Below are 24,880 nucleotides of genomic sequence, written 5' to 3'. Positions count from 1 at the left end.
TAAAGCCGGGATTGGTGCGGGGCTGAGCATGAGTGCACTCCTTGAACGGGACTGCAGGGTCCGGCCCCGGGCCGGGCTCCGCGCTGTTGAACAAGAGGTTCCGGGGCACTCGGGGGTCGACGGACTACCGGTCGAGGCAGCTGGAGGCATCCGTGGCCGTTCGCCATCACCTGATCCGAGTCGGCCCGGGCGCCGTGTGGGACGTCCTTGCCGACGGCAACCGCTACGCCGAGTGGGTGGTGGGCACCTCCGGATCCCACCCCGTGCGCGGACAGTGGCCACGTACCGGAGCGGCGATCCGCTACGAGGTCCGGCTCGGCCCGATGCGGCTCAACAACGAGACGACCGTCCGCGACTGCGAGGAAGGTTCCCGGCTGGAGCTGGAGGCCCACGCCGGTCCGCTCGGCACGGCACGCATCGCGATCGAGCTGCGGCCCTGGGGCGAGCACTGCCTGGTGATCGTGGACGAGCATCCGCTGCGCGGCACGGGCGGCCGGTTGCACAACGTCGGTTTCGAGGCGCTGATCCAGCTGCGCCACCGTGCCATGCTGGCCCGGCTGGCCAGGCTGTGCGAGGCGGAGGCACAGGTCCCGGGAGGAACCCGCCGCGGCCTCGGCCAGGTGACCATCGGTCCCGACACGGGCGGGGCCCACCATGCCTGACGCCGTGGTGATCGGCGCGGGCCCCAACGGCCTGGTCGCCGCCAACGTCCTCGCGGACGCCGGGTGGCACGTCGAGGTGCTGGAGGAGCAGCCCGAACCGGGCGGCGCCGTGCGCCACGACCGGGGCGTCGACCCGGCGTTCGTCAACGACCTGTTCAGTTCCTTCTACCCTCTCGCCGCCGCCTCGCCCGTCCTGGCCGCGCTGCGCCCCGAGGAGCACGGACTGCGCTGGAGCCACGCCCCCAGCGTGGTGGCCCACCCCCTCACCGACGGCAGCTGCGCAGTCCTGGACCGGAACGTGGACACCACCGCCGCGTCCCTCGACGCCTTCGAGCGGGGCGACGGAGCCGCCTGGCAGCGGCTCCACGACGTGTGGGAGAGCCTGCGCCCCGACCTCCTGGACGCGTTGTTCACCCCGTTCCCGCCCGTGCGCGCGACCGCCCGGCTGGCGCTGCGGCTGCGGGCCGCGGGCGGACTGCGCATGGCCCGCTCCCTGGTCCTGCCGGTGCGCCGCCTGGGCGAGGAGGAGTTCCGCGGCCAGGGCGGGCGCCTGCTGCTGGCCGGCAACGCCCTGCACGCCGACCTCGCGCCCGAGTCGGCGGGCAGTGGCGGCTTCGGCTGGCTGATGGCCATGCTGGGCCAGAGCTACGGCTTCCCGGTCCCGGTCGGCGGTTCCGGCGCGCTGACCTCGGCCCTGGTGCGCCGCCTGGAGTCCCGGGGCGGACGGGTGCGCTGCGGGCAGCGCGTCGAGCGGGTCGTCATCGGCGGCGGGCGGGCGCTCGGCGTGCGCACGGCGGCCGGTGACGCGGTGCGGGCCCGCCGGGCGGTGCTGGCGGACGTGTCGGTGCCCCTCCTGTACGGCGAACTCGTCGAGCCCGAGCACCTGCCCGCGCAGACCCTCGACGACCTGCGGCGCTTCCAGTGGGACTTCGCCACGTTCAAGGTCGACTGGGCGCTCGACGGCCCGGTGCCCTGGCAGAGCGAGCAGGCATCCCGGGCCGGTACCGTGCACCTCTCCGACGGGATGGACGAGCTCACCCGCTTCGCCGCGCAGATCGCCATGCGGCAGGTGCCGGACCGGCCGTTCGTGATCTTCGGCCAGATGACCACCGCCGACGCCTCCCGTTCCCCGCAGGGCACCGAATCCGCCTGGGCCTACACGCACATCCCCCACGAGATCGCCGCCGACGCCGCCGACGAGGGCATCACCGGCCGCTGGGGCACCAAGGACCAGGAACTCATGGCCGACCGCGTCGAACGCCAGGTGGAGCGCTTCGCGCCCGGCTTCCGCTCGCTGATCCGCGGCCGCCGCATCCTGGCGCCCCCGACCCTGGAGGCGCTCGACGGCAATCTCGCGGGCGGCGCCATCAACGGCGGCACCACCGCCATGCACCAGCAGCTCGTCTTCCGGCCCCTGCCGGGCACCGGCCGCCCGGAGACGCCGGTACCGGGCCTGTACCTCGCCTCCTCCGGAGCCCACCCGGGCGGCGGGGTGCACGGCGCGCCCGGAGCCAACGCCGCCCGGGCCGCCCTGCGCCGTCACCGGGCCCCCGGCCTCGCCGGCGCCCAGCGGATCCTGGCCCGCCGCGACCGCACCGGAGCCAGACGCTGACCCCGCCCCTCCGGGAGAGGGGCCCGACGCGGGAAGAAAGGGCAGCCCATGCGCAGCAGCCCGCTCGCCGACCGCACGATCGTCGTCACCGGAGCCGCCCGCGGCGTGGGCGCGGCCCTGGCCCGCGAGGTGGCCCGGCGCGGCGCCCGGGTGGCGCTCCTCGGCCACGAGAAGGCCGCCCTGGACGCGGTGGCCGCCTCGCTGCCGGGCCCGGCACTCGGCCTGGAAGCCGACGTCACCGACCTCGCAGCGCTGGACGCCGCGGCGCAGACCGTGCGGGACGGTCTCGGCCGCCCGTCGGCGGTGGTGGCGAACGCCGGCATCGCCGAGGGCGGTTCCCTGCTGGCCTCCGACCCGGCGGCCTGGCGTCGCGTGGTCGACGTCAATCTCACCGGCAGCGCCCAGACCGCCCGGGCGTTCCTGCCTGACCTGCTCGACACGGCGGGCTACTTCCTCCAGGTCGCCTCCCTGGCGTCGATCGGCGCCGCACCGCTGATGAGCGCCTACTGCGCCTCCAAGGCGGGGGTCGAGGCCTTCGCGCACTCCCTGCGGGCGGAGGTGGCGCACCGTGGGGTCGGGGTCGGCATCGCGTACCTCAACTGGACGGACACCGACATGATCCGCGACGCCGACCGGTACGCGGTCCTGCGGGAACTGCGCCTGCACATGCCGCCACCGGCCCGCCGCGTGTACCCCGTGGAGGTCGTCGCCGCCCGCCTGGTCGAAGGCATGGAGCGGCGGCGTACAGCCGTCTACGCCCCCGCGTGGCTGCGGCTGGCCCAGCCCATACGCCCGGCCATGCCCCCGGTGGTGCTGCGCGTGGCGCGCCGCGCACTGCCCCGCCTGGAGGCTTCGGGCCCCGTCCGCTACACCGGGCCGCTCGGCGCCGGGGGCCGGGCCGACCGCGCGGCGGCCGGGGGAGGGGCCTGACAGGGGGTGACCGGCCAGGCCCGGACCGGCGCGGTCATGCCGGACACTGGTCATCAGGGGAAGGGAGGCCGACCGTGCTGACCGGAGTCCGAGAACAGCTGGGCCAGGCGCTGTTCCGCCGCGTCGCGGGCCCGGGCGGGCCCGCGACCCGTGCCCGCATCCACCACACCCCCGGCCCGCGCTGGTTCGGTCCCGACCGGCCGATCCGCGCGGTCCACGGCGACGCCTCGATGTTCATCGGCGGGCTGACCGCGCTGCTCCTGCAGTCGCTGCATCCCCTCGCCATGGCGGCGGTCGCCGGTCACTCCGGCTTCCGCGGCGACCCGTGGGGCCGGTTGCAGCGCACCAGCACCTTCCTGGCCGTCACGACGTACGGCACCGCCGCGGACGCCCAGCAGGCGGTCGACCACGTACGCGGCATCCACGAACGGATCCGTGGCACGACGGCGGAGGGCGTGCCGTACCACGCGGCCGATCCCCATCTGCTCGGCTGGGTGCACGCGGCCGAGACGGACAGCTTCCTGCGCGCCCACGAACGCTACGGGGCCCGGCCGCTGGACGACGCGGGCTACGACGCCTACGTCGCCGACACCGCGCGCGTCGCCGAGGCGCTGGGCGCGGTCGACCCGCCGCGAAGCCGCACCGAACTGGCCGAGTGCCTGACGGCCTACCGGCCCGAACTGCGGGCCACGCCCGAGGCCCGGGCGGCCGCCCGCTTCCTGCTGTTCCAGCCTCCCCTGCCCCTGGCAGTCCGGCCCTTCTACGGCGGGCTGGCCGTGAACGCCGTCACCCTGCTGCCGCCCTGGGCGCGCGGCATGCTGTGGCTGCCCCGGGTCCCGGTCGTCGAGGACCTCGCCGTGCGCCCCACGGGCCGGGCCCTGACCCGGACCATCCGCTGGGCCATGACACCGGCCCGGGAAGTCTGAACCAGGGGTGTGCGGCGCGCGTCGAGCCAGGCACCGCTCAGGGCTGCCACCCCAGCGCCCGCGAGATCCCCCGCGCCGCCACCCGCACCGCCGGTCCCAGCACCGGCACCTGGGCGTCGGCGTGGGGCACCACGATCGACACGGCGGCGGTCACCGTGCCGTCCGCGCAGCGCACCGGCGCGGCCACCGACAGGGCGTCCTCCGTGACTTGACGGTCGCTCACCGCCACACCCGACCTGCGCACCTCGGCGAGGACCCGCCGCAGCCGCTCCGGTTCGGTGATCGTGTACGGGGTGAAGGAGGCGAGTTCGCCCGCGCAGTACTCCTTCTGGAACACCGGGTCGCCGTGGGCCAGCAGGGCGAGGCCGACCCCGGTGGCGTGCAGGGGCCAGCGGGCGCCGACGCGGATGTGCACACCCACCGCCGACCGCCCCGACAGCCACTCGATGTAGACGACGTCCCGGCCGTCCCGCACGGCCAACTGCACGTTCTCGTGCGTCGCCTCGTACAGGTCCTCCAGATACGGCAGCGCGATCTGCCGCAGCGCGAGGCCGCGTGGGGCCAGCGCGGCGAGTTCCCACAACCGCAGCCCGACGTGGTAGACGCCGGACGCGTCCCGCTCCAGGGCGCCCCATTCGGTGAGCGCGCCCACCAGCCGGTGCGCGGTGGTCAGGCTCAGCCCGGCCCGCCGGCTGATGTCCGTCAGGCACAGCGCCGGATGCTCGTGGTCGAAGGCCGCGAGCACGGACAGCAGCCGGCCGGGCGCGGTGGGGGCGGTCATGGCCGGGCGTCTCCCGGGTGGGCGAGGTCGTAGGGGCGGGGGTAGGGGGCCGGGCGGTATGTGAGGTAACGGGGTTCCGCCGTCGGGTCCGCCGCCCTCGCGCGGGAGTTGAGGGCGCCCGGCGAGGTGTCCCAGCGGCCGGTGTCCAGGCGGTGCTCCAGGGTGTGCAGGGCGGCCAGTGTCTCGCCCGGGGTGAAGGTGCAGTGGCCCGGCGCGTCCACGTACGCCTGGCGGAGCAGCCCGGCGGCGCCCGAGGCGGTGGCGGCCCGTCGGTAGGCGCTCTCCGACTGCACCGGGATCAGGGCGTCACCGGTGGTGTGGATGTTCAGCTGGGGGTCGCCGAGGCGGCCGGAGAGCACGCTGGTGTTGCGCATCCACCGCACCGCCGACGGGTCGGCGGAGACCCGGGGTGCCCGGCCCAGAGCCGAGAGGTCCGTGCGCAAGGACAGTCCCGCCTCCTTGTAGAGCTCCGTCACCTCTTTGTACAGCGGGGAGCGTACGAGCATCGAGCGGTAGTCGACGCCCGTGTTCCAGGACGGGTTGCCGCCCGCACGGCTCTCGGCCTCCTGCCGCCAGCTGAACGCGGGCCGTTGGAGCAGGCCCCGTACCGCGGCGTACTGGTTGGACTGCGCGGTCTTCCAGTCGCCGGGGCCCGGCTCGGTCTGCGAGGCGTCGTTGTGGCCGGGGATGTTGTGCAGGGCGGCGGCCAGGGCGATCCGGGCCCGGCCCTCGGGGGTCTGCTGGGCCGCGTCGACCTTCGAGGTGAGCGCCTTGGCCGCGGCGACGGCCTCGGCCTGGTCGGCGAACCCCGCGAGCCGCACACCGGAGTCCGGGGCGAGGAGGGTGCGCAGCGCGAACACCGGGTCCAGGGTGCTGTTCCAGTTGGCGACCCCGCCCTGCACCAGCCCGCACATCGACAGCGATCCGTCGAAGCGGCCGGCGTGCCGCTCGGCGAGCATGCTGGTGACGAAGCCGCCGTAGGAGGTGCCCCAGGCCAGCGTCCGCCGGGCCGCGCCGAACTTCTGCGTGAACAGGTCCAGCGTGGCGAGCTGGTCGGGCACCGCCTCGGTGATCGCCCAGCCGTTCGTCGCGTACGAGGAGCCGATCAGGGCGTAGCCCTCGGCCAGCAGCTTGTCCCGGGCGGCCGTACTCGGAGTGTTCTGGGCCCGCTTGGGGGATCCGGCCGGGGCGTAACCGTGGCTGTACAGCAGCACCGTGCCGTTCCAGGACGCGGGCACGTCCATCACGTACAGCGCGCCGGAAGACAGCTCGCCCTCCAAGTGGGCGTCGGTGGCGTCGGCGGCCTGCGCGGGCAGGGCGGTCGCCGCCAGGGCCAGGCAGGCGGTCGTCAGTAAGGCGAGGCGGATCCTCAAAGCGGGGTTCCTTCCAGGGCGGGGGCGGCGGTGGGGGAGTCCAGGGCGTCCGTGTGCGTCTCGCGCAGCCGCCACACGGTGACCGCGGTGACGGCCGCGCCGGCGCACAGCAGCAGCGACACCGGGGTGCTGCCGCCGCCGAAGGAGGCCAGCAGGCTGCCCGCGATCAGCGGGGAGAACCCGGCGCCGATCAGAGTCGCCCCCTGGTAGCCGAGGGAGGCGCCGGTGTAGCGGACGCGGGTGCCGAACATCTCGGTGAGCAGGGCGCCCAGAGGGCCGTACATCGTCGACTGGGCGACGCCGTGGCCCAGGGCCAGCGCGAGGATCAGCAGGCCGGGCGAGCCGGAGTCGACCAGGGCCAGCACCGGGAAGGCGAGCGCCGCCGAGGCGACGGCCCCGGCGAGGACGACGGGCCGGCGCCCGACACGGTCCGACAGGGCGGAGGCGGCGGGCAGGACGACGAGGGCCACGCAGGAGGCGACGGTCACCGCGGTCAGCACCTGCGGTCGGGTGTATCCCTCGTCGACGGCGTAGGAGATCATGAAGCTGGTCAGCAGCGACTGGGCGGTGAACGCGCCGATGCCCACGCAGGCGGCCAACAGCACGGGCTTCGGGCGGCGCAGCACCTCCACGATCGGGGGCCGGTCCACCGGCTCCCTCCTGACCTGTGCGAACAGCGGGCTCTCGGCGACCTTCAGACGCACGAACAGGCCGACGGCCAGCAGCACGATGCTCAGCAGGAACGGCACCCGCCAGCCCCAGGAGCGGAAGTCGTCGTCCGGCAGCGTGGCGACGAGCGTGACCACACCGGCCGACAGCACGGATCCGAGCGGGGCGCCGAGCTGGGTGAAGCTGGACCACAGGCCGCGCCGGGTACCACGGGCGTGCTCGGCGTGTTCGACGACCATCAGCATCGCGCCGCCCCACTCGCCGCCGATCGCGATGCCCTGCACCACGCGCAGGGCGACCAGCAGCACCGGCGCCCAGACGCCGATGGTGTCGTACGTCGGCAACAGGCCGATGAGGAAGCTGCCGGTCCCCATCAGGACCATGGTCAGCAGCATCATCGACTTGCGGCCGATCCGGTCGCCGAAGTGCCCGAAGACGATGCCGCCGAGCGGCCGGGCGAGATAGCCCGCGGCGAAGGTGCCGAACGCCGCGATGGTGCCGACGGCCGGGTCGGCCCGCGGGAAGAACAGCTCGCCGAAGACGAGCGCGGCGACGGTGCCGTAGACGAGGAAGTCGTAGAACTCGACGGTCGTGCCGAGCAGGCCGGACACGGCGACGCGGCGCAACTGCCGGGAATCGGGGGAGGGTTGGGGGGTGGACGGAGATGGCTGCACGGTGGGCTCCCTGGGGACGGGGCGCGGTTGGTCCGTGAAGTTATGCATCCATCGTGCAGCCGTCAATCATTTGCACAACATCAGTTCAGGTCGTTCTCCGCGATCCGCAGCAGCAACGCGTGCAGCGTCTCGCGCTCGGCCGGGTCCAGCGGGCCGAGCAGCTCACCGGTCACGCGCTGGCCGTCCTCGTCGGTGTCGCGGAGGAGGTCGCGGCCGCTCTCGGTCAGGACGACGATCCGGCTGCGGCGGTCGTCGGGGGAGGGGCGCCGCTCGGCCAGGCCCAGTTTCTCCAGGTCGTCGACCAGGCCGACGATCGCGCTCGGGTCGTAGCCGAGCCGGGCGCTGAGTTCGCGCTGCAGGGCGCCGTCGGTGGTGGCGAGGAAGCGCAGCACCGCGTAGTGGCGCAGGCGCAGGCCGGATTCCTGGAGGCAGGCGTTGAAGAGCTGCCCCGAGCGCAGGCCCAGGCGGTACAGCAGGTAGCCGGTGTCGGCGTGCAGTCCGCGCATCCACGGCTCGTGGGCGTCGATGGGCTTCGCGGTGACGTTCTCGCGTGTGATGGCGGGCTCCCTGGGCTCGGTGCTGCTTCCTGCTGATTCCAGCATCCCGCACCCATGGGTCAGCAACAACTATTGACGTCAACAATTATTGCTCTTAGCTTCGACCTCGCAGTCGAACCCGTGTGAAGGGACCCACCCGTGCCCAGCATCGATCTCTCCGGCAAGGTCGCCGTCGTCACCGGCAGTGGCCGCGGCCTCGGCCTCGCATACGCCCACGCCCTGGCCGCCCACGGGGCGTCCGTGGTCGTCAACGACGTCGACGAGGCGGTGGCCGAGGCGGCCGTGAAGTCCATCGCGGAAGCGGGCGGCAGGGCCGTCGCCGAAGTCGTCCCGGTCGGCACCTCCGAGGCCGCCGAGCGGCTGGTGAACCGCGCGGTCGAGGAGTTCGGCCGGCTCGACGTCCTCGTCACCAACGCGGGCATCCTGCGGGACAAGGTCCTGTGGAAGATGACCGACGAGGACTTCGACGCGGTGATCGCCACCCACCTCAAGGGCACCTTCACCTGCGCCCGCGCAGCCGCCGTGCGGATGCGCGAGCAGGGCGAGGGCGGCTCGCTGATCCTGGTCGGCTCCCCGGCCGGGCAGCGCGGCAACTTCGGCCAGACGAACTACGCCGCCGCCAAGGCCGGCATCGCGGCCATGGCCCGTACCTGGTCGATGGAGCTGGGCCGCGCGGGCATCACGGTCAACGCGATCGTGCCCGTCGCCGCCACCGCGATGACCGAGACCATCCCCGCCTTCGCCCCGTACATCGAGGCCATGAAGAGCGGTGAGCCGCTGCCGGACTTCCTGCGCAAGGGGGAGGGCTTCGGCACCCCCGAGGACTGCGCCGCCCTGGTCCCCTTCCTGGCGTCGGAGGCCGCCCGGGGCGTCACCGGCCAGGCCATCGGCATCGGCGGCGACAAGGTGGCACTCTGGTCCCATCCGCAGGAGATCAGGGCGGCGTACGCCGACGGCGGCTGGACCCCCGAGGCCCTGGCCGACGCCTTCCCCACCTCGGTCGGCGCCGAGCTCCAGTCCGTCGGCATCCCGGCGCCCGAGTTCCCGGAGGCGTGATGGCCCCGTCCATGAACCTCGACGAACTGGTCGCGATCGACGTCCACACCCACGCGGAGGTCTCCTCCAAGGGGCACTCCTCCCTGGACGACGATCTGCACGACGCCTCCTCCGCCTACTTCAAGGTGGAGGGCAAGCGGAAGCCGACGCTGGAGGAGACGGCCGCCTACTACCGCGAGCGGAAGATGGCCGCCGTGATCTTCACGGTCGACGCCGAGTCCGCGACCGGCACGGCGCCCGTCCCGAACGAGGAGGTCGCGGAAGCCGCCGCCGCCAATTCCGACGTACTGATCCCCTTCGCCTCCATCGACCCCTTCCGCGGCAAGGCGGGCGTCAAGCAGGCGCGGCGCCTGGTCGAGGAGTACGGCGTGAAGGGTTTCAAGTTCCACCCCAGCATCCAGGGCTTCTTCCCCAACGACCGCTCGGTGGCGTACGACCTCTACGAGGTCATCGAGGAGACCGGCGCGATCGCCCTGTTCCATACCGGCCAGACGGGCATCGGCGCCGGGGTTCCCGGCGGGGGCGGCATCCGGCTGAAGTACTCCAACCCCCTGCACGTGGACGACGTGGCGGCCGACTTCCCGCACCTGAAGATCATCCTGGCGCACCCGTCCTTCCCCTGGCAGGACGAGGCCCTGGCGGTCGCCACCCACAAGCCGGGCGTGCACATCGACCTGTCCGGCTGGTCGCCGAAGTACTTCCCGCCGCAGCTCGTGCAGTACGCGAACAGCCTGCTGAAGGACAAGGTGCTCTTCGGCTCCGACTTCCCCGTCCTCACCCCCGACCGCTGGCTCGCCGACTTCGGCAAGCTGACGATCAAGGACGAGGTCCGGCCGAAGATCCTCAAGGAGAACGCGGCCCGCCTGCTCGGGCTGACGAAACCGTAAGGGGCGTGACATGCGCAACGAGGGACTGGGGTCGTGGCCCGCACGCCGGGCCCGCAAGACCCCGCACCGCACCGCCCTGATCCACGGCGACACATCGGCCGACTACGCCACGCTGTACGACCGCACCACCCGCCTGGCCCACGCCCTGCGCGCCCGGGGTGTGCGCCGCGGCGACCGCATCGCCTACCTCGGCCCGAACCATCCCTCCTACCTGGAGACCCTGTTCGCGGCCGGCACGCTCGGCGCGGTCTTCGTCCCGCTCAACATCCGCCTCGCCGGCCCCGAGATCGCCTACCAGCTCGCCGACTCCGGCGCGCGGGCCCTCGTCTACGGCCCGTCCTACGCCGGTCTGGTCGCGGGCCTGCCCGGCAGCACGGACGTACGCGTCTACCTGGAGGTCGGCGGCGAGTACGAGGCGGCCGTAGCCGAGGCGCCCGGGGAGCCGGTCGACGAACCGGTCGGCGCCGACGACACCTGCATCATCATGTACACCTCGGGCACGACCGGCCGCCCCAAGGGCGCCATGCTCACCCACGGCAACCTCATCTGGAACGCGGTCAACGTCCTCGTCGACACCGACCTGATCGCCGACGAACGCGCCCTGGTCTCCGCCCCTCTGTTCCACACGGCAGGGCTGAACATGCTGACGCTGCCGGTCCTGCTGAAGGGCGGCACCTGCGTCCTGGTCGACGCCTTCGACCCCGACGCCACCTTCGACCTCATCGAACGGCACCGGATCACCTTCATGTTCGGCGTGCCCACGATGTTCGACCAGGTGGCCCGCCACCCGCGCTGGCCCGAAGCGGACCTGTCCTCGCTCCGCATCCTCACCTGCGGCGGCTCCCCGGTCCCCACCCCGCTGATCGCCGCCTACCAGGAGCGAGGCCTGACCTTCCTCCAGGGCTACGGCATGACCGAGGCCGCCCCCGGCACGCTGTTCCTGGACGCCGAGCACGCCGTGAGCAAGGCCGGATCGGCGGGTGTGCCGCACTTCTTCAGCGACGTCCGCGTCGTGCGGCCGGACCTCGCGCCGGCCGACGTCGGCGAGGTCGGCGAAGTCGTCGTGCGCGGCCCGCACGTCATGCCCGGCTACTGGGGGCTGCCCGAGGAGACCGCCGCCTCCTTCGCCGACGGCTGGTTCCGCAGCGGCGACGCGGCACACGTCGACGAGGACGGCTATGTGCACATCGTCGACCGCATCAAAGACATGATCATCTCGGGCGGCGAGAACGTCTACCCCGCCGAGATCGAGGACCGGCTCCTCGCCCATCCGGACATCGCCGAGTGCGCGGTGATCGGGGTGCCGGACGACAAGTGGGGCGAGGTGCCGCGCGCGGTCGTCGTGCCCCGCGAGGGCGCCGCCCTCGACCCCGACGAGGTGCTCGCGTCGCTCGCGGGCCACCTGGCCAAGTACAAGATCCCGAAGTCGGTGGTCCTCGCGGACGAACTCCCGCGCACCGCCTCCGGAAAACTCCTCAAGTCCCGTGTCCGTACGCGCTACGGCCAGAGTTAAGGATCCGTATGAGCATCACCGTCAACGGTCTCGACGAACTCAAGAAGCTCGCCGGCGGCGACCTCGGCACCAGCGAGTGGATCGAGGTGACGCAGGAGCGCATCGACACCTTCGCCGACGCCACGGGCGACCACCAGTGGATCCATGTGGACCCCGAGCGCGCCAAGGACGGTCCCTTCGGCGCACCCATCGCGCACGGCTACCTCACGCTGTCCCTCTTCATTCCCCTGTTCACCGAGCTGCTGGACGTCCAGGGAGTGACGACGAAGGTCAACTACGGCCTCAACAAGGTGCGTTTCCCCGCCCCGGTCAAGGTTGGCTCCCGCATCCGCCTGACCGCGAGGCTCGCCGAGGTCGAGGAGGTGCCGGGCGGTGTGCAGATCACCGTCGAGGGTGCCATCGAGATCGAAGGCGGCACCAAGCCCGCCGCCGTGCTGCAGAGCCTGTCGCGGTTCTACGCCTGAGGCCGCGCGGGCACCAGGTCCAGAAGGCGTTCCGAGGCGACGTGTACGAGCGGTGAGAGCCGCTCGTACACGGTCCGGAACGTCTTCTCGGCCTGTTCGGCCGGCCAGTCGTCCGGCAGGTGGCCGACGGGCAGCCGTGGGTCCCGCCGGACGATCTGCAACCACTCCGTCTGGAGCCGCAGCCGCAGCACGAGGGCGTCGTCGGCGTCCGGCAGGTCGTCCTCCCACGGCTGCCAGCGCCGTACGAACCCCCCGTAGCGCCCGGCCAGGTCGGACAGTTCCCACGTCTCCTCGATCATCCGGCCGATGTCCGTGCCGGTGTCCGCGTGGGCCCGGAAGACCTTCACGTGGGCGGACAGGCCGAGCTCGGCCACCAGTGCCGACACGTCGACCTCGCCGGGAGCGATCCACAGGCCGTTGAAGAGCGGACCGAAGCCGCTCCAGGTCAGCCGGGAGCGCAGGTCGTGCCGCTGGCGCTGCCAGGACTCCGGCAGGGAGAAGCCGAGCAGCGTCCAGGTGCCGTCCCACCGGCGGTTGACGGCACCCGTCCGCCAGATCCGATGCTCGCCGTCGCGCAGCACCGCCTCCGAGCGCTCGGTCAGCCCGAAGTACATGCGGCGGCCCTCACGCTGGCGGCGCAGCAGGTCACGGCCCGCCATACGGCTCAGCGTGGAGCGCGTCGCCTGCTCGCCGATCCCGGCCCGGGCGAACACGTCGATGACGCTTCCCGAGTACACGCACACGTCACGGCCGAGCACCTGGTCGCCCAGGAACGTCAGCATCAGGGACTGGGGCCGCAGCGGCTCTTCACCGGTCACGCGGCCCACCGTACCTCCGCCCGATCGGTCCGTGACCTGCTGGTACCCGGGGATCAGGCCTCCTCGACGTCGACGAACACGGGGTTCGAGTAGAACCACGTGTCCGCCCACGGGTCGCCGTCCCCGGGCGCGTGCGGGACCGGGCCGTGCGGATCGACCGAGGCGCCGAGGTACCCGGTGCCGTTCCGTTTGCCGTCACTGCCGCGCAGCCGGACGTAGAAGGACTCCTCGCCGGCGGTCAGCGGGATCCGCAGGCTGTAGGTGCCCTTGCGGCCGGAGACGTCCTCGGTCCGCACGACCCGCGTGTCCGGGGCCTGCCAGGCGTCGCGGTCGGCGACCGGCCCGCGCACCGCGCCGCGGATGACGTCCACATGCGCCAACTCGGGCAGGATTCCCCGCGGGTTGGGCCGGGAGGCGGTCGTCACCGTGACGTTCAGCGTGAGCCTCTCGCCCTTGCGGACCCGCAGCCGGCCACCGAGCGTCACGCCCCGGCACCGGTCGCAGTCCCGGGTCAGGCGGACGTCGAGCCCGTCGAGCAGATGCCCGTGGTCCAGCCAGACCCGGCCCGCGCGCATCCCCGACATGACCGCGCGGTAGCCGTAGCGTGTGACGCCCACGTGCGTACGGCTGAACTGGCCGGGCCAGAAGTCGCTGCCCGGCTGCGGGGTGTCCGTGTTCACCGGGTCGGGCAGCCTGCCGGTGTTGTCGAAGGTCTGCCCGGGCCGCCAGTCGCCGTTCTTCCAGGTGTCGAAGACGATCCGGTGGGCGTCGGAGTTGGTGGTGACCGAGAACAGCCGGCCCTCGGCGAGCATCGAGTCCCACAGGCCGCCGACGGTCGCGGTCGCCCAGTCGAAGCCGCCGTACGTGAGGTAGGCGTCCGCGGGGTAGCCGGGCCAGGACTGCGCGGACGGCTTGTTCTCGTACTCGCCTCGGATGGACGTGGCACCCCGCCAACCCGGGATGGCGGCGCCCTGGGCGCCGGGCGCGCCCTCCATGCCGATCACGATCCCGGGCGCCGCGTCCCGCCAGTTGCGCATCTCGTGCGGGGAGTCGATCCCGAGGCGCATGGGATGGTTGGCGAGCACCAGCACGTCGTCGACGTATCCCGAACGACGCTGCTCCGCGAGCCACTTGATGCCCTTGAGGGCATGCGCCTCGTTGCGGGCGGTGTCCGCGTCGGCGGGGCCGCCCTTGTCGTAGGCGAGGAGCTTGCCGTCGTAGGCGCTCTCGAAGCGGGTCAGTACGTCGACCTCGTGCGGGCCGGGCGCGGCGAACACCGTGCAGTGCTCGGCGGCCGGGATGTACCACTCCAGGCCCTGGAAGATCAGCTGCCGCGGGTTCTCGGCACGGGCCCGGAGGATTTCCTCGTGTTGCAGCGCGGCCCCGAAGTCGGCGTGCCCGAAGTTGGAGTGCTCGGTGAACACCATCCAGTCCAGGCCGTACTCCGCGCCCTTCGCGGCCAGCTGGGAGAAGGTGTACTTGGCGTCGTGGCTGTAGACGGAGTGGATGTGGTGGTCGCCGACGAGGTAGGCCAGGCGCGGGTCCTCACCGCCCGGCCGGCCGCTGTCACCGGCGGCCAGGGCGGGTGTCCGGGAAGTCGCCGCCGAGCCGAGGGCGAACGCGGCGCCGAACAGGCCCGCGCGGCGCAGCAGCCCGCGGCGGGACACGCCCTGGGGATCGAGGACGGCGGGGGAGACGGTGGGATCGGCCCAGGCGGGCAGTTGCTGCTCGGTCATGACGGATCCTCGGCGTTCTGTGAGGTCAGTGGTTCATGAAAGAGGTGACGGGCAGCGCCCGGGCGACGATCCGGACGTCGCCCAGCCGGCCGTGGAGGATCTGGTCGATCTTCCCGCCGTACTCGTAGCCGCCCAGCAGCCACGGCAGCCCGACGGAGGTGATGCCGACCGCGGACGCCTTGGGGTTGCGGACCACCGGGCAACCTTCGACGTACAGCGTGGTGTGCCTGCCGTCGTTGACGACCGCCAGGTGCCACCAGGTCTCCAGCGGCGTCTCCTGGCCCCAGTTGGTCGCGATGCCCTGCTGGTTCAGCGGGCGCATCGCCCACTGCGGCTCACGGTCGTTGGACAGTGACAGCGTGGCCAGCGGCTCGTCCGGGTCGTCGGCGGTCTTCCCGGCGGCGCCGCCCGTGCCCGTGCGGGAGACCAGACCCGACCAGGCGTTGTGGTCCGGATCCCAGTCGGCGGGCAGCCGGTAGAACGCCTCGATGGTGTAACCGTCCCCGAAGGTGGCCTTGTTCAGCGGGGCGCCGTCGACCGTGCGCAGGTAGGCGCCCTTCAGCGGGGACTTGAACCCCTGGAACTCCAGGCTGCCGTGGCCCGGCTGGTCGGGGTGGTGGTCGGCCGACCAGCCCAGCGTGCCGCCGCCCACGGTGACCAACGTGAGGTCGTTGCCCCGGCCGGACAGGTCGCGGACCCTCCCGGCCGTGCCGTCGACGGGTTCGTCGAAGCGCCAGTACGCCATCGTGCCCGGGACGAGCAGCTTCGACGCGGGCCGGGCGGGACGGGCGGGCACGGGCGCGAAACCGGAGAAGCGCTCCTCGAAGTCGATCTCGACGGAGAACCGGTCGGCGTCGCCGCTCAGCTCCATCTCCCGCCGTTCCAGCTCGTTGAGCCCCTTCGCGGCCCGGCCCAGGATCCACGGCGAGAGCGTCTCCACGTCGATGACGCCGCGGTCCAGGTCGAACCGGTACAGACGGATCATCGCCGCGCCGCCGAAGTAGCGGTTCTGGTAGTTCGTCAGATGCAGATGGACGTCGTGCCCGGCCGCGTTCTTGCGCGTCGCGCGCCCGGCGGGCCAGTAGTGCCCGCCGAGGGCCAGGAAGATCTGGTCGTGGTCCTCGATCAGCCGGTCCCACAGCTGCTGCCCGTAGTCCGACAACGTGTCGTCCTCGACCACCAGTTCGTGGGTGGTGAGGATCACCGGCGTCTTCGGGTGCTGCGCCAGGACACCCTTCGCCCACGTGTAACCCTGCGGCGACAGCCGCCAGTCCAGCGCGAGCACCAGCCACTCCCGGCCGCCCGCCTCGAACCGGTGGCAGGTGTTGTAGCCGTCCGGGGAGGCGCCGCCGAACGTCGGCTTCCCCTCGAACCGCTGCGGCCCGAAGGCGTCCAGATACGGGGTCGCGCCGCGCTGGTCGGTCGTCGACGACTTCACGTCGTGGTTGCCGGCCAGGACGCTGTAGCCGACGCCCCGCCGGTCCAGCAGCCGGAACGCATCGCCGATCGCCGCGAACTCCTCCGTCACGCCGTTCTGCGTGAGGTCGCCGAGGTGGGACAGGAAGACGATGTTCTCCTCCCGGCCGTGCTCCAGCAGATAGCGCAGCGAGGCCTCGACCGGCGCCTTGTCGATGCTCGGGCCGTCGAAGAGGTACTGCGTGTCCGGCATCACCGCGAGCGTGAAGCGGCGGCTGCGCGGGTCGGGACGCCAGCTCGCGGGCGCCCCCTGCGCCGCGACGGCCGGCAGTGCGGTCACAGCGGCGGCGGTCGCGCCGAGCAGCGCGGTGGCGCGGAGGAAACCGCGTCTTCCGGCACCGGCCTGGGGCGCTTCGCCCGGGTCGTGGTCATGCGAAACGCACATGGGTGCTCCATGGGGTGACTGAGAGGGGAGGAACTCAGAGAACGCGCAGTGTCCAGCTCCAGCGATGGACGCCTGTCGCGACGAGATGGGAAGCGAAGGTGTCGGGCCCGCACGACGCCGTGCCGAGCCCGCGGTGCGCCGCGTCGATGTGCACCACGCACCCGGCCCGCGGCACCAGTTCGTCATGGTGTGCGACGGCGGCGAGACCGGCCGCGCGGTGCCGGGTCACGGAGACCTGCCGGGGCCGGTCCAGCCGCACCGCGAGCCCGGTGGCGTCCGGCGCGGACAGCGTGAACCGCCGTACACCGTGCCGCCCTCCGCTCTCCTGCGGCCGCAGATAGGGCGTGAACAGCTCGTCCACCGGGAGGCAGTGGTGGCCGACGGGCGCCCCGGCGGCCCGGTCCGGATACGACTCCCAGGGGCCCTGCCCGAACCACTCCAGCAGGTTCAGCCCGGGGACCGTCTCGAACACGGTCCCCACCCGGGCCACGTCGTGCAGCGCCTCGGGCAGTTCGGCGCACTCGTCCACGATCAGCCCGCCGCCCACGGCCGTCAGCACCTGCTCGTGCCGGACGGTCCCGCCCGCGCAGACGTAGTCGCACACCACGGTCACCCGGCCCGGATCACGCCGCACGGAGACGACCTCGCGGGTGGGCGCCTCCAGCCCCCAGTCCCGCCAGCGGGCCGCCATGCCGCCGAGTTCGTCGTTGTCGGTCGGTGCCCGCCACAGCGACAGCACGGGCGCGGCCGTCAGCAGCGGATGGACGAGCAGCCCCTCGTCGTCGACCTCGACCACACCGTCCGGGACCCGGGTGTACGGCGGCGGGAGTGCCGCCCGCAGCCGCACCTGCGGCAGGCACACGACCGTGCCGCGCGGCGCCCACGGCTCGTCCCCGGCCGTCGTGACCCGCAGCGTCAGCCACGCCTCGCCGCCCTCCGCGGGCAGCTCGAACGGCAGGGGCACCGCGGCCGTCTCACCCGGCCTGAGATCGGGCAGCTCGGCGGGCGCCGTCAGGGCGGTGCCGTCGGCGAGGGACAGCTCCCACTCGCCGGACAGCCAGTCCAGGCCCCGGAAGTGCTGGTGGTTGCCCAGCACGACGCCCTCGTGCCGGAAGCAGTCGATGCGCACCGGCGCGGCGATCTCCCGGTGCTCGAACATCACGGGCTTGGGGGTCCGGTCGGGAAAGACGACACCGTCGGCGATGAAGGCGCCGTCGTGGTCCGTCTCCCCGAAGTCGCCGCCGTAGGCCCAGCGATGCCCGGGCGCGGCGACACCGTTGTCATAGAGCCCGGCGCCCCCACGCCCGGCCGGTCTGCCGTCGTTCACACGCTGGAGGATGCCGTGGTCCCAGAACTCCCAGATGAACCCGCCCTGAAGACCCGGGGTGGCCTCGATGGCCGCCCAATGGTCCGCCAGCGTGCCGTTGCTGTTGCCCATGGCGTGCGAGTACTCGCACTGGATGAGGGGCTTGGTCTGGGTGCCGGACAGGGCGTGCGCCAGGCACTCCTCCAGCGGCGCGTACATGGGGCAGGCGATGTCGGAGGCCAGGTCCGGATCCGCCCAGCCGCGCTTGGCCGCGCCCTCGTACTGCACCGGCCGGGTCGGGTCGTGCCGGCGCACCCAGCCCGCCGCCGCGTCGTGGTTCGCGCCGTAGTCGGACTCGTTGCCCAGCGACCAGATGATGACGGACGGGTGGTTCTTGTCCCGCAGCACCATCCGTGAGACCCGGTCCACGAAGGCGCCCAGATAGCGCGGGTCGTCGGCGATCTCGTGCGCGTGGTCGTGGGACTCGATGTCCGCCTCGTCGACGACGTAGAACCCGAGCTCGTCGGCCAGGTCGTACAAGGCCGGGTCGTTCGGGTAGTGCGCGGTGCGGATCGCGTTGAAGCCGAAGCGTTTCAGCAGGACGAGGTCCGCGCGCATGTCGTCGTACGTCACCGTCCGCCCGGTCAGCGGATGGAAGTCGTGCCGGTTCACGCCCCGGATGAACACCCGCTCGCCGTTGACCAGCAGGTCCCGGCCGTTGATCTCCACGTCGCGGAAGCCGACGCGGTGCCGTGAGGTGTCGGCGACGGTGCCGTCGGCGCGGTGCAGGCGGACGGTCAGGCCGTACAGCTCGGGCGTCTCGGCGTTCCAGGTGCGCACCTCCGGCACGGCGGCGCGCAGCCGGGCCTCGCCGAGGAAGCCGGAGACGCGCTCGTCCTCGGCGTTGGCCCGGTCGAACTCCGCGTCCTGCGTGAGCAGGTGCCCCTCCAGCTCACCGCTGACGTACCAGCCCTCGGGCAGCGCCCCGCCCGCGTTCCGCACCCGGCACTCCACCAGCAGGTCGCCGTCCCGCCGGGCCCGCACGGTCACGTCCGCGAGGTGCAGCGGGTCGACGGCGTACAGCAGCACCGAGCGGGTGACCCCGCCGTGCCACCACTGATCCTGGTCCTCGATGTGCGAGGCGTCCGACCACTTCACCACGGTCAGGCGCACGGTGGCCCGCTCCCCGGGGCGCATGAGGCCCGTCAGATCGAACTCGGCGGCCAGGTGCGAGTCCTTGGAGATCCCGACCGGCCGCCCGTCCACGTGCACCAGCAGTACGCTCTCGGCGGCCCCGACCTGAAGCACGATCCGCCGCCCGGCCCACTCGGCCGGCACGTCCACGGAACGCTCGTACACCCCGGTCGGGTTGGCGGCGGGCACGTGCGGCGGGAACTCGGCGAACGGCATGCGGATGTTGAGGTACCGCGGGAGGTCGTCTGTGCCCTGCATGGTCCACACACCGGGCACGTACGACGACGACCAGACCTCCCCGAGCGGGGCGTCCGGCGCGGGCAGCAGCTGGAAGCGCCAGTCGCCGTCGAGCAGGACGGCTCCGGGGCGCCGGTCGACGGCGTTCATCGGCAGCCGGCCCCAGGAGGTCACCTCGGGGGCTTCCCAGGGACGCAGGGCGATGAGGGGATCGGGGCGTTCGTCGGTCATGACCATTCCGAAGTCGGTGCTGTGGGGCGGGGCAGGACGCGGCCCTGCAGGCCCCAGGCGGGGTCGACGGGGATGCCGAGACGGTCCAGGACGGTGGGGGCGATGTCGATGAGGCGGGGCGTGTCGAGCCGGTTGCCCGCGTGTCCGCCGGGCTCGGCGAGGATGACGAAGACCTCCCGTTCGGCATGCGAGTCGCCGCCGTGGCCACCGGCGTCGAGATGCCCGTGGTCGGTGGTGACCAGTACGGTCCAGCGCTCCTCGGCGCGCCCCGGGCGTGCGCGCCGGGCGTCGATCGCCGCCAGCAGCCGCCCGAGGTGGGCATCCTGGTCGAGCAGGGCCCGGTCGTAGGCGGGGGAGAGGGGGCCGGTGGCGTGCCCGGCCTCGTCGGTGGCGCCGAAGTACACGAACAGGGCGTCCGGGTCGCCCTCGGTGAGCCAGCGCAGGACGGTGCGGGCGACGCGGCGGTCCGCGGTTGCGTATCCCCTGCGTTCACCGTTGGGGCGCACACGGCGGCCGATGGCCCGGCCGAGGGTGCCGCGGCGGACGAGTGCCGGCCAGGACACCGCGGCCGCCGTGCGCAGACCGGGCCGGGCGGTGCCGGCGCGGGTCAGGAAGTCGGGGTAGCGGGCGTAGTCGGCACCTTTGAAATCGTTGCCGGTGACGCCGTGGCGGTCGGGCCACACCCCGGTGAGGATGCTCGACCAGCCGGGTCCGGAGTCGGTGTAGGCCGTGCCGTCCGAGGGGTCGTCGTCGGCCCGGCCGTAGGGCAGCAGGCTCGTTCCGTGGGCGCCCGTGGCCATCAGGTGGTGCAGCACGGGCGCGGTGGAAGGGGAGCGGGTCAGCCGGTCGTAGCGCAGGCCGTCCATGCCGACGACGAGCACCTTGGGGCGTCGGCTCTCGGTGTTGACGTCCGTCACTGAGTGCCTCTCTCGTGTGGTTACCAAGAGCTCGGGACCGCTGGCCGGTTCTTGGCTGCGTGTCCGTCGTGGCTGGTCGCGCAGTTCCCCGCGCCCCTACGGGGCGCTGCCCTGGCGGGGCGTGGCCCGGAAGGCGTCAGCTTCCCTGTACCGCCCCCTCCGTGGCGCCCGCGATGAACCCGCGGGCGAAGATCGTGAAGACCACGACCAGCGGCACGGACGCCATGAGCACGCCGGCCATGACCATGCTGTAGTCGGTGGTGTGGCCGACGTGGAGCTGGGCCAGCGCCACCTGGAGGGTGAGGTGGGCGGGGTCGTTGAGCACGACGAGCGGCCAGATGTAGTCGTTCCAGGCGTTGACGAAGGCGTAGATGGCGAGGAAGGACAGCGCCGGCCTGATCATCGGCAGCACGATGTTCCAGTACTGGCGGAAGAAGCCGGCGCCGTCGATGCGCGCGGCGTCGAGGAGCTCGTCCGGCACGCCGTTCTCTATGTACTGGCGCAGCCAGAAGATGCCGAAGGCGTTGGCGAGGGCGGGCAGGATCAGCGCCTTGAGCGTGCCGACCCAGCCGATGTCCGACATGAGGATGAACTGGGGGAGGACGGCCAGCTGGAGCGGCAGCATCATGAAGCCGACCAGCGTCGCGAACAGCACCTTGCGCCCGGGGAAGTCGAACTTGGCGAAGACGAACGCCGCCAGGGAGTCGATGAACAGCACCAGGACGGTGGTGACGGACGCGACGACGACCGTGTTCAGCATCGACCCGAAGAAGTCGATGGTGTCGAGCACGTGCCGGATGTTCTCCAGCAGGTGGGAGCCGAAGGTCAGTTTCGGCGGGCTCTTGTAGATGTCCTCGGTGGTGTTCGTCGCCATGACGATCGTCCACGCGAACGGGAAGACCGAGATCAGGACTGCCAGGACGAGGACGATGTGCGCGGTCAGGCCCCTGGGACGCCGTGACCGCCTCGGGACCACTGCGGTCATGATTTCCTCCCGCGCTGGACGACGCGCCAGTTGACGACGACCAGCACCATGATCAGTACGAAGAAGGCCCACACGATGGCCGCGCCGTAGCCGTAGTCGTTGTTGACGAAGGCCGACTGGTAGAAGTACAGAAGCGTGGTCAGGCCCGCCTGGCCGGGACCGCCGAGGTTCGGGTTGGCGGCGTTGCTGCCGAACAGGACCTGGGGCTCGCTGAAGCTCTGCAGGCCGTTGATGGTCGAGATGATCACCGTGAACAGGATGATGGGCCGCATGATCGGCATGGTGATCTGGAAGAACGTGCGGATCGGGCCGGCGCCGTCCAGCCTGGCCGCCTCGTAGATCTGGGTGGGGATGGCCTGGAGGCCGGCCAGATAGATGATCATGTTGTAGCCGGTCCACATCCAGGTCATCAGCAGTGCGATGACCAGTTTGATCAGCCACGGGTTGCTCAGCCACGGCACGGGTGAGATGCCGAACGTGCCCAGGATCGCGTTGACCAGACCGAAGTTGTTGCTGAACACCGCCCCGAAGAAGATCGACACGGCGACGATCGAGGTGACGTTCGGTATGTAGAGGGCGATGCGGTAGAAGCCCTTGAAGCGGCGCACCGAATGCAGCAGCGTCGCCAGCACCAGGGCGCCGAACAGGGTGGGGACGGTGGACAGCACCCAGATCGCCAGGGTGTTGCGGATCGACAGCCAGAAGACCGGGTCGTCCCACAGAAACCGGAACTGGTCCAGTCCCACGAACTGCACGGTGCCCATGCCGTCCCAGCGCTGGAAGGCGAGGTACAGCGAGTAGCAGACCGGGAAGAGCGAGAAGACGCCGAAGATCAGGAAGAAGGGCGAGATCGCGAGGTACTGCCGCCAGTGGGACAACACCCCGCGACGCCTCGGCCGCACGGCGCCCGCCGGCGGCGTGCGCCGCGGACGGAAGCGGGCCGGGCCCGGCCCGCCGCGGTGCCGGGGCGCCACGGCGGGACCGGTGACCGGAGGTGACGTCACCTCACTTCACCCCCTGTCGCCGAGCGATCTGCCTGGCCTGGCTCACCGCGTCGTTCCAGGCGTCGTCGGGCTTCTTGCCCTTGGCCTCGATGCTGGTCAGCCCCGTCATGTACGGCGCCATGACGGCGGCGTCGGCGGGTGCCTCATAGCTGGCCGGGATGGCCTTGGCGGCCGGGCCGAACACTTCGATGACCTTCTGCCCGCCGAAGAAGGGGTCGCCGCCCGTCATGGCCGGCATGGAGTACGCGGCGGGCGCGGCGGGGAAGATGGCGGCGTCGGCGAAGCCGCGGGCGTCGTTCTCCGGGCTGAGGATCCAGCTGATGATCTTGAACGCCTCTTCGGGGTTCCGGCACTGCTTGGGCAGGGCCAGGTAGGAGCCGCCCTGGTTGGCCGGTCCGCCGGGCATCGCGCAGACCCGCCACTTGCCCTTGGTGTTCGGAGCCGCCTGCTCGATGTCCAGCGCGTGCCAGGCCGCACCGAGTTCGGTGGTCAGGCTCTTGCCGATGGCGGCGTTCCAGCTGTTGTCGTTGATCTTGGCGTCTATGCCGAGGGTGTAGGGGCGCACCGCCGTGGTCCACGCCTCGCGGATGTGGTCCTGGTCGCCGATGAAGCGGTTGTCCTTGTCGATGAACCGCTCGGTGCCCTGCCCGACCGCCATGTTGAACACCGAGCTGATGTTGTTGATCAGGTAGGTGCCGGGCAGCTTCTTCCGCAGCTCGACGCCGAGGGCGAAGTAGTCCTCCCAGGTCCCGGCCTCGGCGGCGACCTTGTCGGGGTCGGTGGGCAGCCCGGCCTTGTCGAACTGGTCCGCGCGGTAGAAGAGCGCGGTGGGGCCGATGTCGATCGGGAAGCCGATCTGCCTGCCGTCCTCGGTCCGGGCGAGTTTGGTCTTCCAGTCCAGGTACTTCGACGAGATCTCCTTGAAGCCCAGGTCGTTCAGGTCGAGGAAGCGGTTCCCGTTGGGCAGGAAGGACGCCATGTCCTCGCCCTTGATGCCGGTGATGTCGGGCACGGAGGTCCCGGCCGCGAGGGTGGTCGTCAGCTTCTGCTTGAAGTCGCCGCCGATGGAGGCGGCGGTCAGCTTCACGTCCTTGCCGAAGTGCGTCTTCGCCTCGGCGACCACCTTGTCGCTGAGCGCGCCTCCCCAGTACCACAAGGTGAGGTTCTTGCCGTTCTTGCTGCCTGCCGAGTCTGAGCCGTTGCCGCAGGCCACGGTCAGTCCGGAGGCGGCCGCGGTGAACGCGGCGGCCTGGAGGAAGCGTCTACGGGAAAGGTCCACGGGTCTCTCCTGCTGTTGCTGTTCGACGTGCCGAGGGGTTTCGAGGGTCAGTGCCGCCGTTCGGAGGCGCGTGGGCCGACGGACGTATGAGGGGCCGGCGGGGTGACGGGCGCGTACGCGAGAGCCGGCCCGGGATTCTCCGGGAGCCGGTCGGCCAGGAAGCCGTACCCGCGCTTCACTTCGGGATCGGTCAGGGAGTGCCACCAGCGGTCGACGCCGTACCAGCCGGGGGCCGCGAGGGCCCCGCCGTGGCGGGTGACGGACAGCCCGGCCGCGAGCACCGCGAACCGCAGCCGCTGCGCCAGTGGCCAGCCGCCGAGCGAGGCGGTGACGAACGCGGCGCCGAAGACGTCCCCGGCACCCGTAGCGTCGAGCACGTCGACGCCGAGGGCGGGCACGTCCGCGTATTCGCCGGTGATCTGGTCGACGGCCACGGCGCCGTCCCCGCCCCGGGTGACCACGGCGACCGGCACCAGCTCGGACAGCGTGCCCAGCGCGGCGACCGCGCTGTCCGTGCGGGTGTAGGCCATGGCCTCCGTCTCGTTCGGGAGGAAGGCGTGGCACAGGGCCAGCTGCTCCAGGAGGGCCGTCGGCCACTGCTGTGTGGGGTCCCAGCCGACGTCGGCGTAGACCTGTGTGCCGTTCGCGGCGGCCTTGGCGAGCCACTCGCGCGGCTCGGCCTCCAGGTGCACCAGGGCGGTCCGCGCCTCGGGCGGGTCGCCCATCAGCACGTCCTGCGAGTACGGCGGTTCCTGGCCATGGGTGAGCAGGGCCCGGTCGTGACCGTACGCGACGGAGACGGTGACCGGGGTCGGCCAGCCCTCCGCCGTACGGGAGAGCGAGAGGTCGACGCCTTCCTGGTCGCACAGGACGTCCCGGCAGTGCTCGCCGTAGAAGTCGTCGCCGAACACCGTGGCCAGGGAGGTGCTGAGGCCGAAGCGGGAGGCGGCCACCGCGAGGTTCGCGATGCCGCCCGGGCCGCAGCCCATGCCCCGGGTCCAGATCTCCTCGCCCGGCGTCGGCGGCCTGCCGAGCCCCGTGAGGACGAGGTCGTAGAAGAGCAGCCCGGTCAGCAGCACATCGGGCCGGTCGTCGTCCACGGCTGTGTCCTCTCGCTCACGGCTTCGACGGAGATCGTCAAAACTCTTCATTTCGGTGACCGGAATCGTGCGACGCTCAGCGAGATTGGTCAATACCCGAGCAGAAAT

The 24,880-nt window shown here is 72.0% G+C and carries 21 protein-coding genes; 8 read left to right on the top strand and 13 right to left on the bottom strand.

All coding sequences use genetic code 11. The annotated features are described in order from the left end of the window. Window positions 1–152: 152 nt before the first annotated feature. The 4 genes from ACFY5B_RS10140 to ACFY5B_RS10125 all read left to right on the top strand — a co-directional run bounded on the left by ACFY5B_RS10140 (window position 153) and on the right by ACFY5B_RS10125 (window position 4,130). Window positions 153–662, top strand: coding sequence for an SRPBCC family protein (locus tag ACFY5B_RS10140; protein ID WP_389967266.1), 510 nt, complete (start codon window positions 153–155; stop codon window positions 660–662). After that, on the top strand, window positions 655–2,274 hold the full coding sequence (locus ACFY5B_RS10135) for a phytoene desaturase family protein (protein ID WP_389967263.1): 1,620 nt from the start codon (window positions 655–657) through the stop codon (window positions 2,272–2,274). Before ACFY5B_RS10140 ends, ACFY5B_RS10135 begins: the two co-directional genes overlap by 8 nt. Before the next feature lie 48 nt (window positions 2,275–2,322). Further along, window positions 2,323–3,204, top strand: coding sequence for an SDR family oxidoreductase (locus ACFY5B_RS10130; RefSeq protein WP_389967260.1), 882 nt, complete (start codon window positions 2,323–2,325; stop codon window positions 3,202–3,204). 74 nt (window positions 3,205–3,278) lie between these two features. Next, window positions 3,279–4,130 carry an oxygenase MpaB family protein gene (locus ACFY5B_RS10125; protein ID WP_389967258.1) on the top strand — a complete coding sequence of 284 codons (852 nt, stop codon included), beginning with the start codon at window positions 3,279–3,281 and terminating at the stop codon, window positions 4,128–4,130. Window positions 4,131–4,167: 37 nt separating this feature from the next. Here ACFY5B_RS10125 and ACFY5B_RS10120 read toward each other — a convergent pair whose 3' ends face one another. The 4 genes from ACFY5B_RS10120 to ACFY5B_RS10105 all read right to left on the bottom strand — a co-directional run bounded on the left by ACFY5B_RS10120 (window position 4,168) and on the right by ACFY5B_RS10105 (window position 8,133). Beyond that, window positions 4,168–4,911: an IclR family transcriptional regulator gene (locus ACFY5B_RS10120; protein WP_389967255.1), complete on the bottom strand. Its 744-nt coding sequence runs from the start codon at window positions 4,909–4,911 to the stop codon at window positions 4,168–4,170. After that, window positions 4,908–6,284, bottom strand: coding sequence for an alpha/beta hydrolase family protein (locus ACFY5B_RS10115; RefSeq protein ID WP_389967252.1), 1,377 nt, complete (start codon window positions 6,282–6,284; stop codon window positions 4,908–4,910). Before ACFY5B_RS10115 ends, ACFY5B_RS10120 begins: the two co-directional genes overlap by 4 nt. Beyond that, window positions 6,281–7,627, bottom strand: a complete 1,347-nt coding sequence (locus tag ACFY5B_RS10110) for an MFS transporter (protein WP_389967249.1) — start codon at window positions 7,625–7,627, stop codon at window positions 6,281–6,283. Before ACFY5B_RS10110 ends, ACFY5B_RS10115 begins: the two co-directional genes overlap by 4 nt. Window positions 7,628–7,707: 80 nt before the next feature. Beyond that, the gene (locus tag ACFY5B_RS10105; RefSeq protein ID WP_389967729.1) at window positions 7,708–8,133 is read right to left on the bottom strand and encodes a MarR family winged helix-turn-helix transcriptional regulator; all 426 of its coding nucleotides are present in this window, start codon (window positions 8,131–8,133) and stop codon (window positions 7,708–7,710) included. 189 nt (window positions 8,134–8,322) lie between these two features. On the opposite strand from ACFY5B_RS10105, the gene ACFY5B_RS10100 reads away from it, so the two are divergent. From ACFY5B_RS10100 to ACFY5B_RS10085, 4 genes are read left to right on the top strand one after another with little or no spacing between them, the layout of a single operon-like run. Then, on the top strand, window positions 8,323–9,240 hold the full coding sequence (locus tag ACFY5B_RS10100; RefSeq protein ID WP_389967246.1) for an SDR family NAD(P)-dependent oxidoreductase: 918 nt from the start codon (window positions 8,323–8,325) through the stop codon (window positions 9,238–9,240). Window positions 9,241–9,251: 11 nt separating this feature from the next. Then, on the top strand, window positions 9,252–10,127 hold the full coding sequence (locus ACFY5B_RS10095) for an amidohydrolase family protein (RefSeq protein WP_389967727.1): 876 nt from the start codon (window positions 9,252–9,254) through the stop codon (window positions 10,125–10,127). Window positions 10,128–10,137: 10 nt separating this feature from the next. Beyond that, the gene (locus ACFY5B_RS10090) at window positions 10,138–11,640 is read left to right on the top strand and encodes a long-chain fatty acid--CoA ligase (protein WP_389967243.1); all 1,503 of its coding nucleotides are present in this window, start codon (window positions 10,138–10,140) and stop codon (window positions 11,638–11,640) included. Between the two features lie 8 nt (window positions 11,641–11,648). Next, on the top strand, window positions 11,649–12,104 hold the full coding sequence (locus ACFY5B_RS10085) for a MaoC family dehydratase (RefSeq protein WP_389967240.1): 456 nt from the start codon (window positions 11,649–11,651) through the stop codon (window positions 12,102–12,104). Here the strand turns inward: ACFY5B_RS10085 and ACFY5B_RS10080 are convergent. The 9 genes from ACFY5B_RS10080 to ACFY5B_RS10040 form a co-directional block, all read right to left on the bottom strand. Next, entirely contained in the window at window positions 12,095–12,922 is an 828-nt protein-coding gene (locus tag ACFY5B_RS10080; protein WP_389967237.1) for a PaaX family transcriptional regulator C-terminal domain-containing protein, read from the bottom strand. The genes ACFY5B_RS10085 and ACFY5B_RS10080 overlap by 10 nt on opposite strands. Before the next feature lie 53 nt (window positions 12,923–12,975). Further along, window positions 12,976–14,658, bottom strand: coding sequence for a PHP domain-containing protein (locus ACFY5B_RS10075; protein WP_389967234.1), 1,683 nt, complete (start codon window positions 14,656–14,658; stop codon window positions 12,976–12,978). 25 nt (window positions 14,659–14,683) lie between these two features. Continuing rightward, entirely contained in the window at window positions 14,684–16,519 is a 1,836-nt protein-coding gene (locus ACFY5B_RS10070; protein ID WP_389967231.1) for a LamG-like jellyroll fold domain-containing protein, read from the bottom strand. Window positions 16,520–16,553: 34 nt separating this feature from the next. After that, complete coding sequence (locus ACFY5B_RS10065) at window positions 16,554–19,487, bottom strand: glycoside hydrolase family 2 TIM barrel-domain containing protein (protein WP_389967228.1); 2,934 nt, start codon at window positions 19,485–19,487, stop codon at window positions 16,554–16,556. Beyond that, on the bottom strand, window positions 19,484–20,353 hold the full coding sequence (locus ACFY5B_RS10060; RefSeq protein ID WP_389967725.1) for an alkaline phosphatase family protein: 870 nt from the start codon (window positions 20,351–20,353) through the stop codon (window positions 19,484–19,486). Before ACFY5B_RS10060 ends, ACFY5B_RS10065 begins: the two co-directional genes overlap by 4 nt. 187 nt (window positions 20,354–20,540) lie before the next feature. After that, the gene (locus ACFY5B_RS10055; protein WP_033307638.1) at window positions 20,541–21,389 is read right to left on the bottom strand and encodes a carbohydrate ABC transporter permease; all 849 of its coding nucleotides are present in this window, start codon (window positions 21,387–21,389) and stop codon (window positions 20,541–20,543) included. After that, a complete protein-coding gene (locus tag ACFY5B_RS10050) occupies window positions 21,386–22,270 on the bottom strand; it encodes a carbohydrate ABC transporter permease (RefSeq protein WP_389967723.1) in 885 nt (294 codons plus the stop codon). Before ACFY5B_RS10050 ends, ACFY5B_RS10055 begins: the two co-directional genes overlap by 4 nt. Window positions 22,271–22,394: 124 nt before the next feature. Next, the gene (locus ACFY5B_RS10045) at window positions 22,395–23,672 is read right to left on the bottom strand and encodes an ABC transporter substrate-binding protein (RefSeq protein WP_389967224.1); all 1,278 of its coding nucleotides are present in this window, start codon (window positions 23,670–23,672) and stop codon (window positions 22,395–22,397) included. Between the two features lie 47 nt (window positions 23,673–23,719). Further along, on the bottom strand, window positions 23,720–24,772 hold the full coding sequence (locus tag ACFY5B_RS10040; RefSeq protein WP_389967221.1) for a carbohydrate kinase family protein: 1,053 nt from the start codon (window positions 24,770–24,772) through the stop codon (window positions 23,720–23,722). Between the last annotated feature and the right edge of the window lie 108 nt (window positions 24,773–24,880).

This window comes from Streptomyces sp. NPDC013187 (genome assembly GCF_042899705.1).
GTDB classification, from domain to species: Bacteria; Actinomycetota; Actinomycetes; order Streptomycetales; family Streptomycetaceae; genus Streptomyces; species Streptomyces hawaiiensis_A.
Note: the sequence above shows the minus strand (reverse complement) of the source record. Positions and strands in the feature narration are given on the sequence as shown.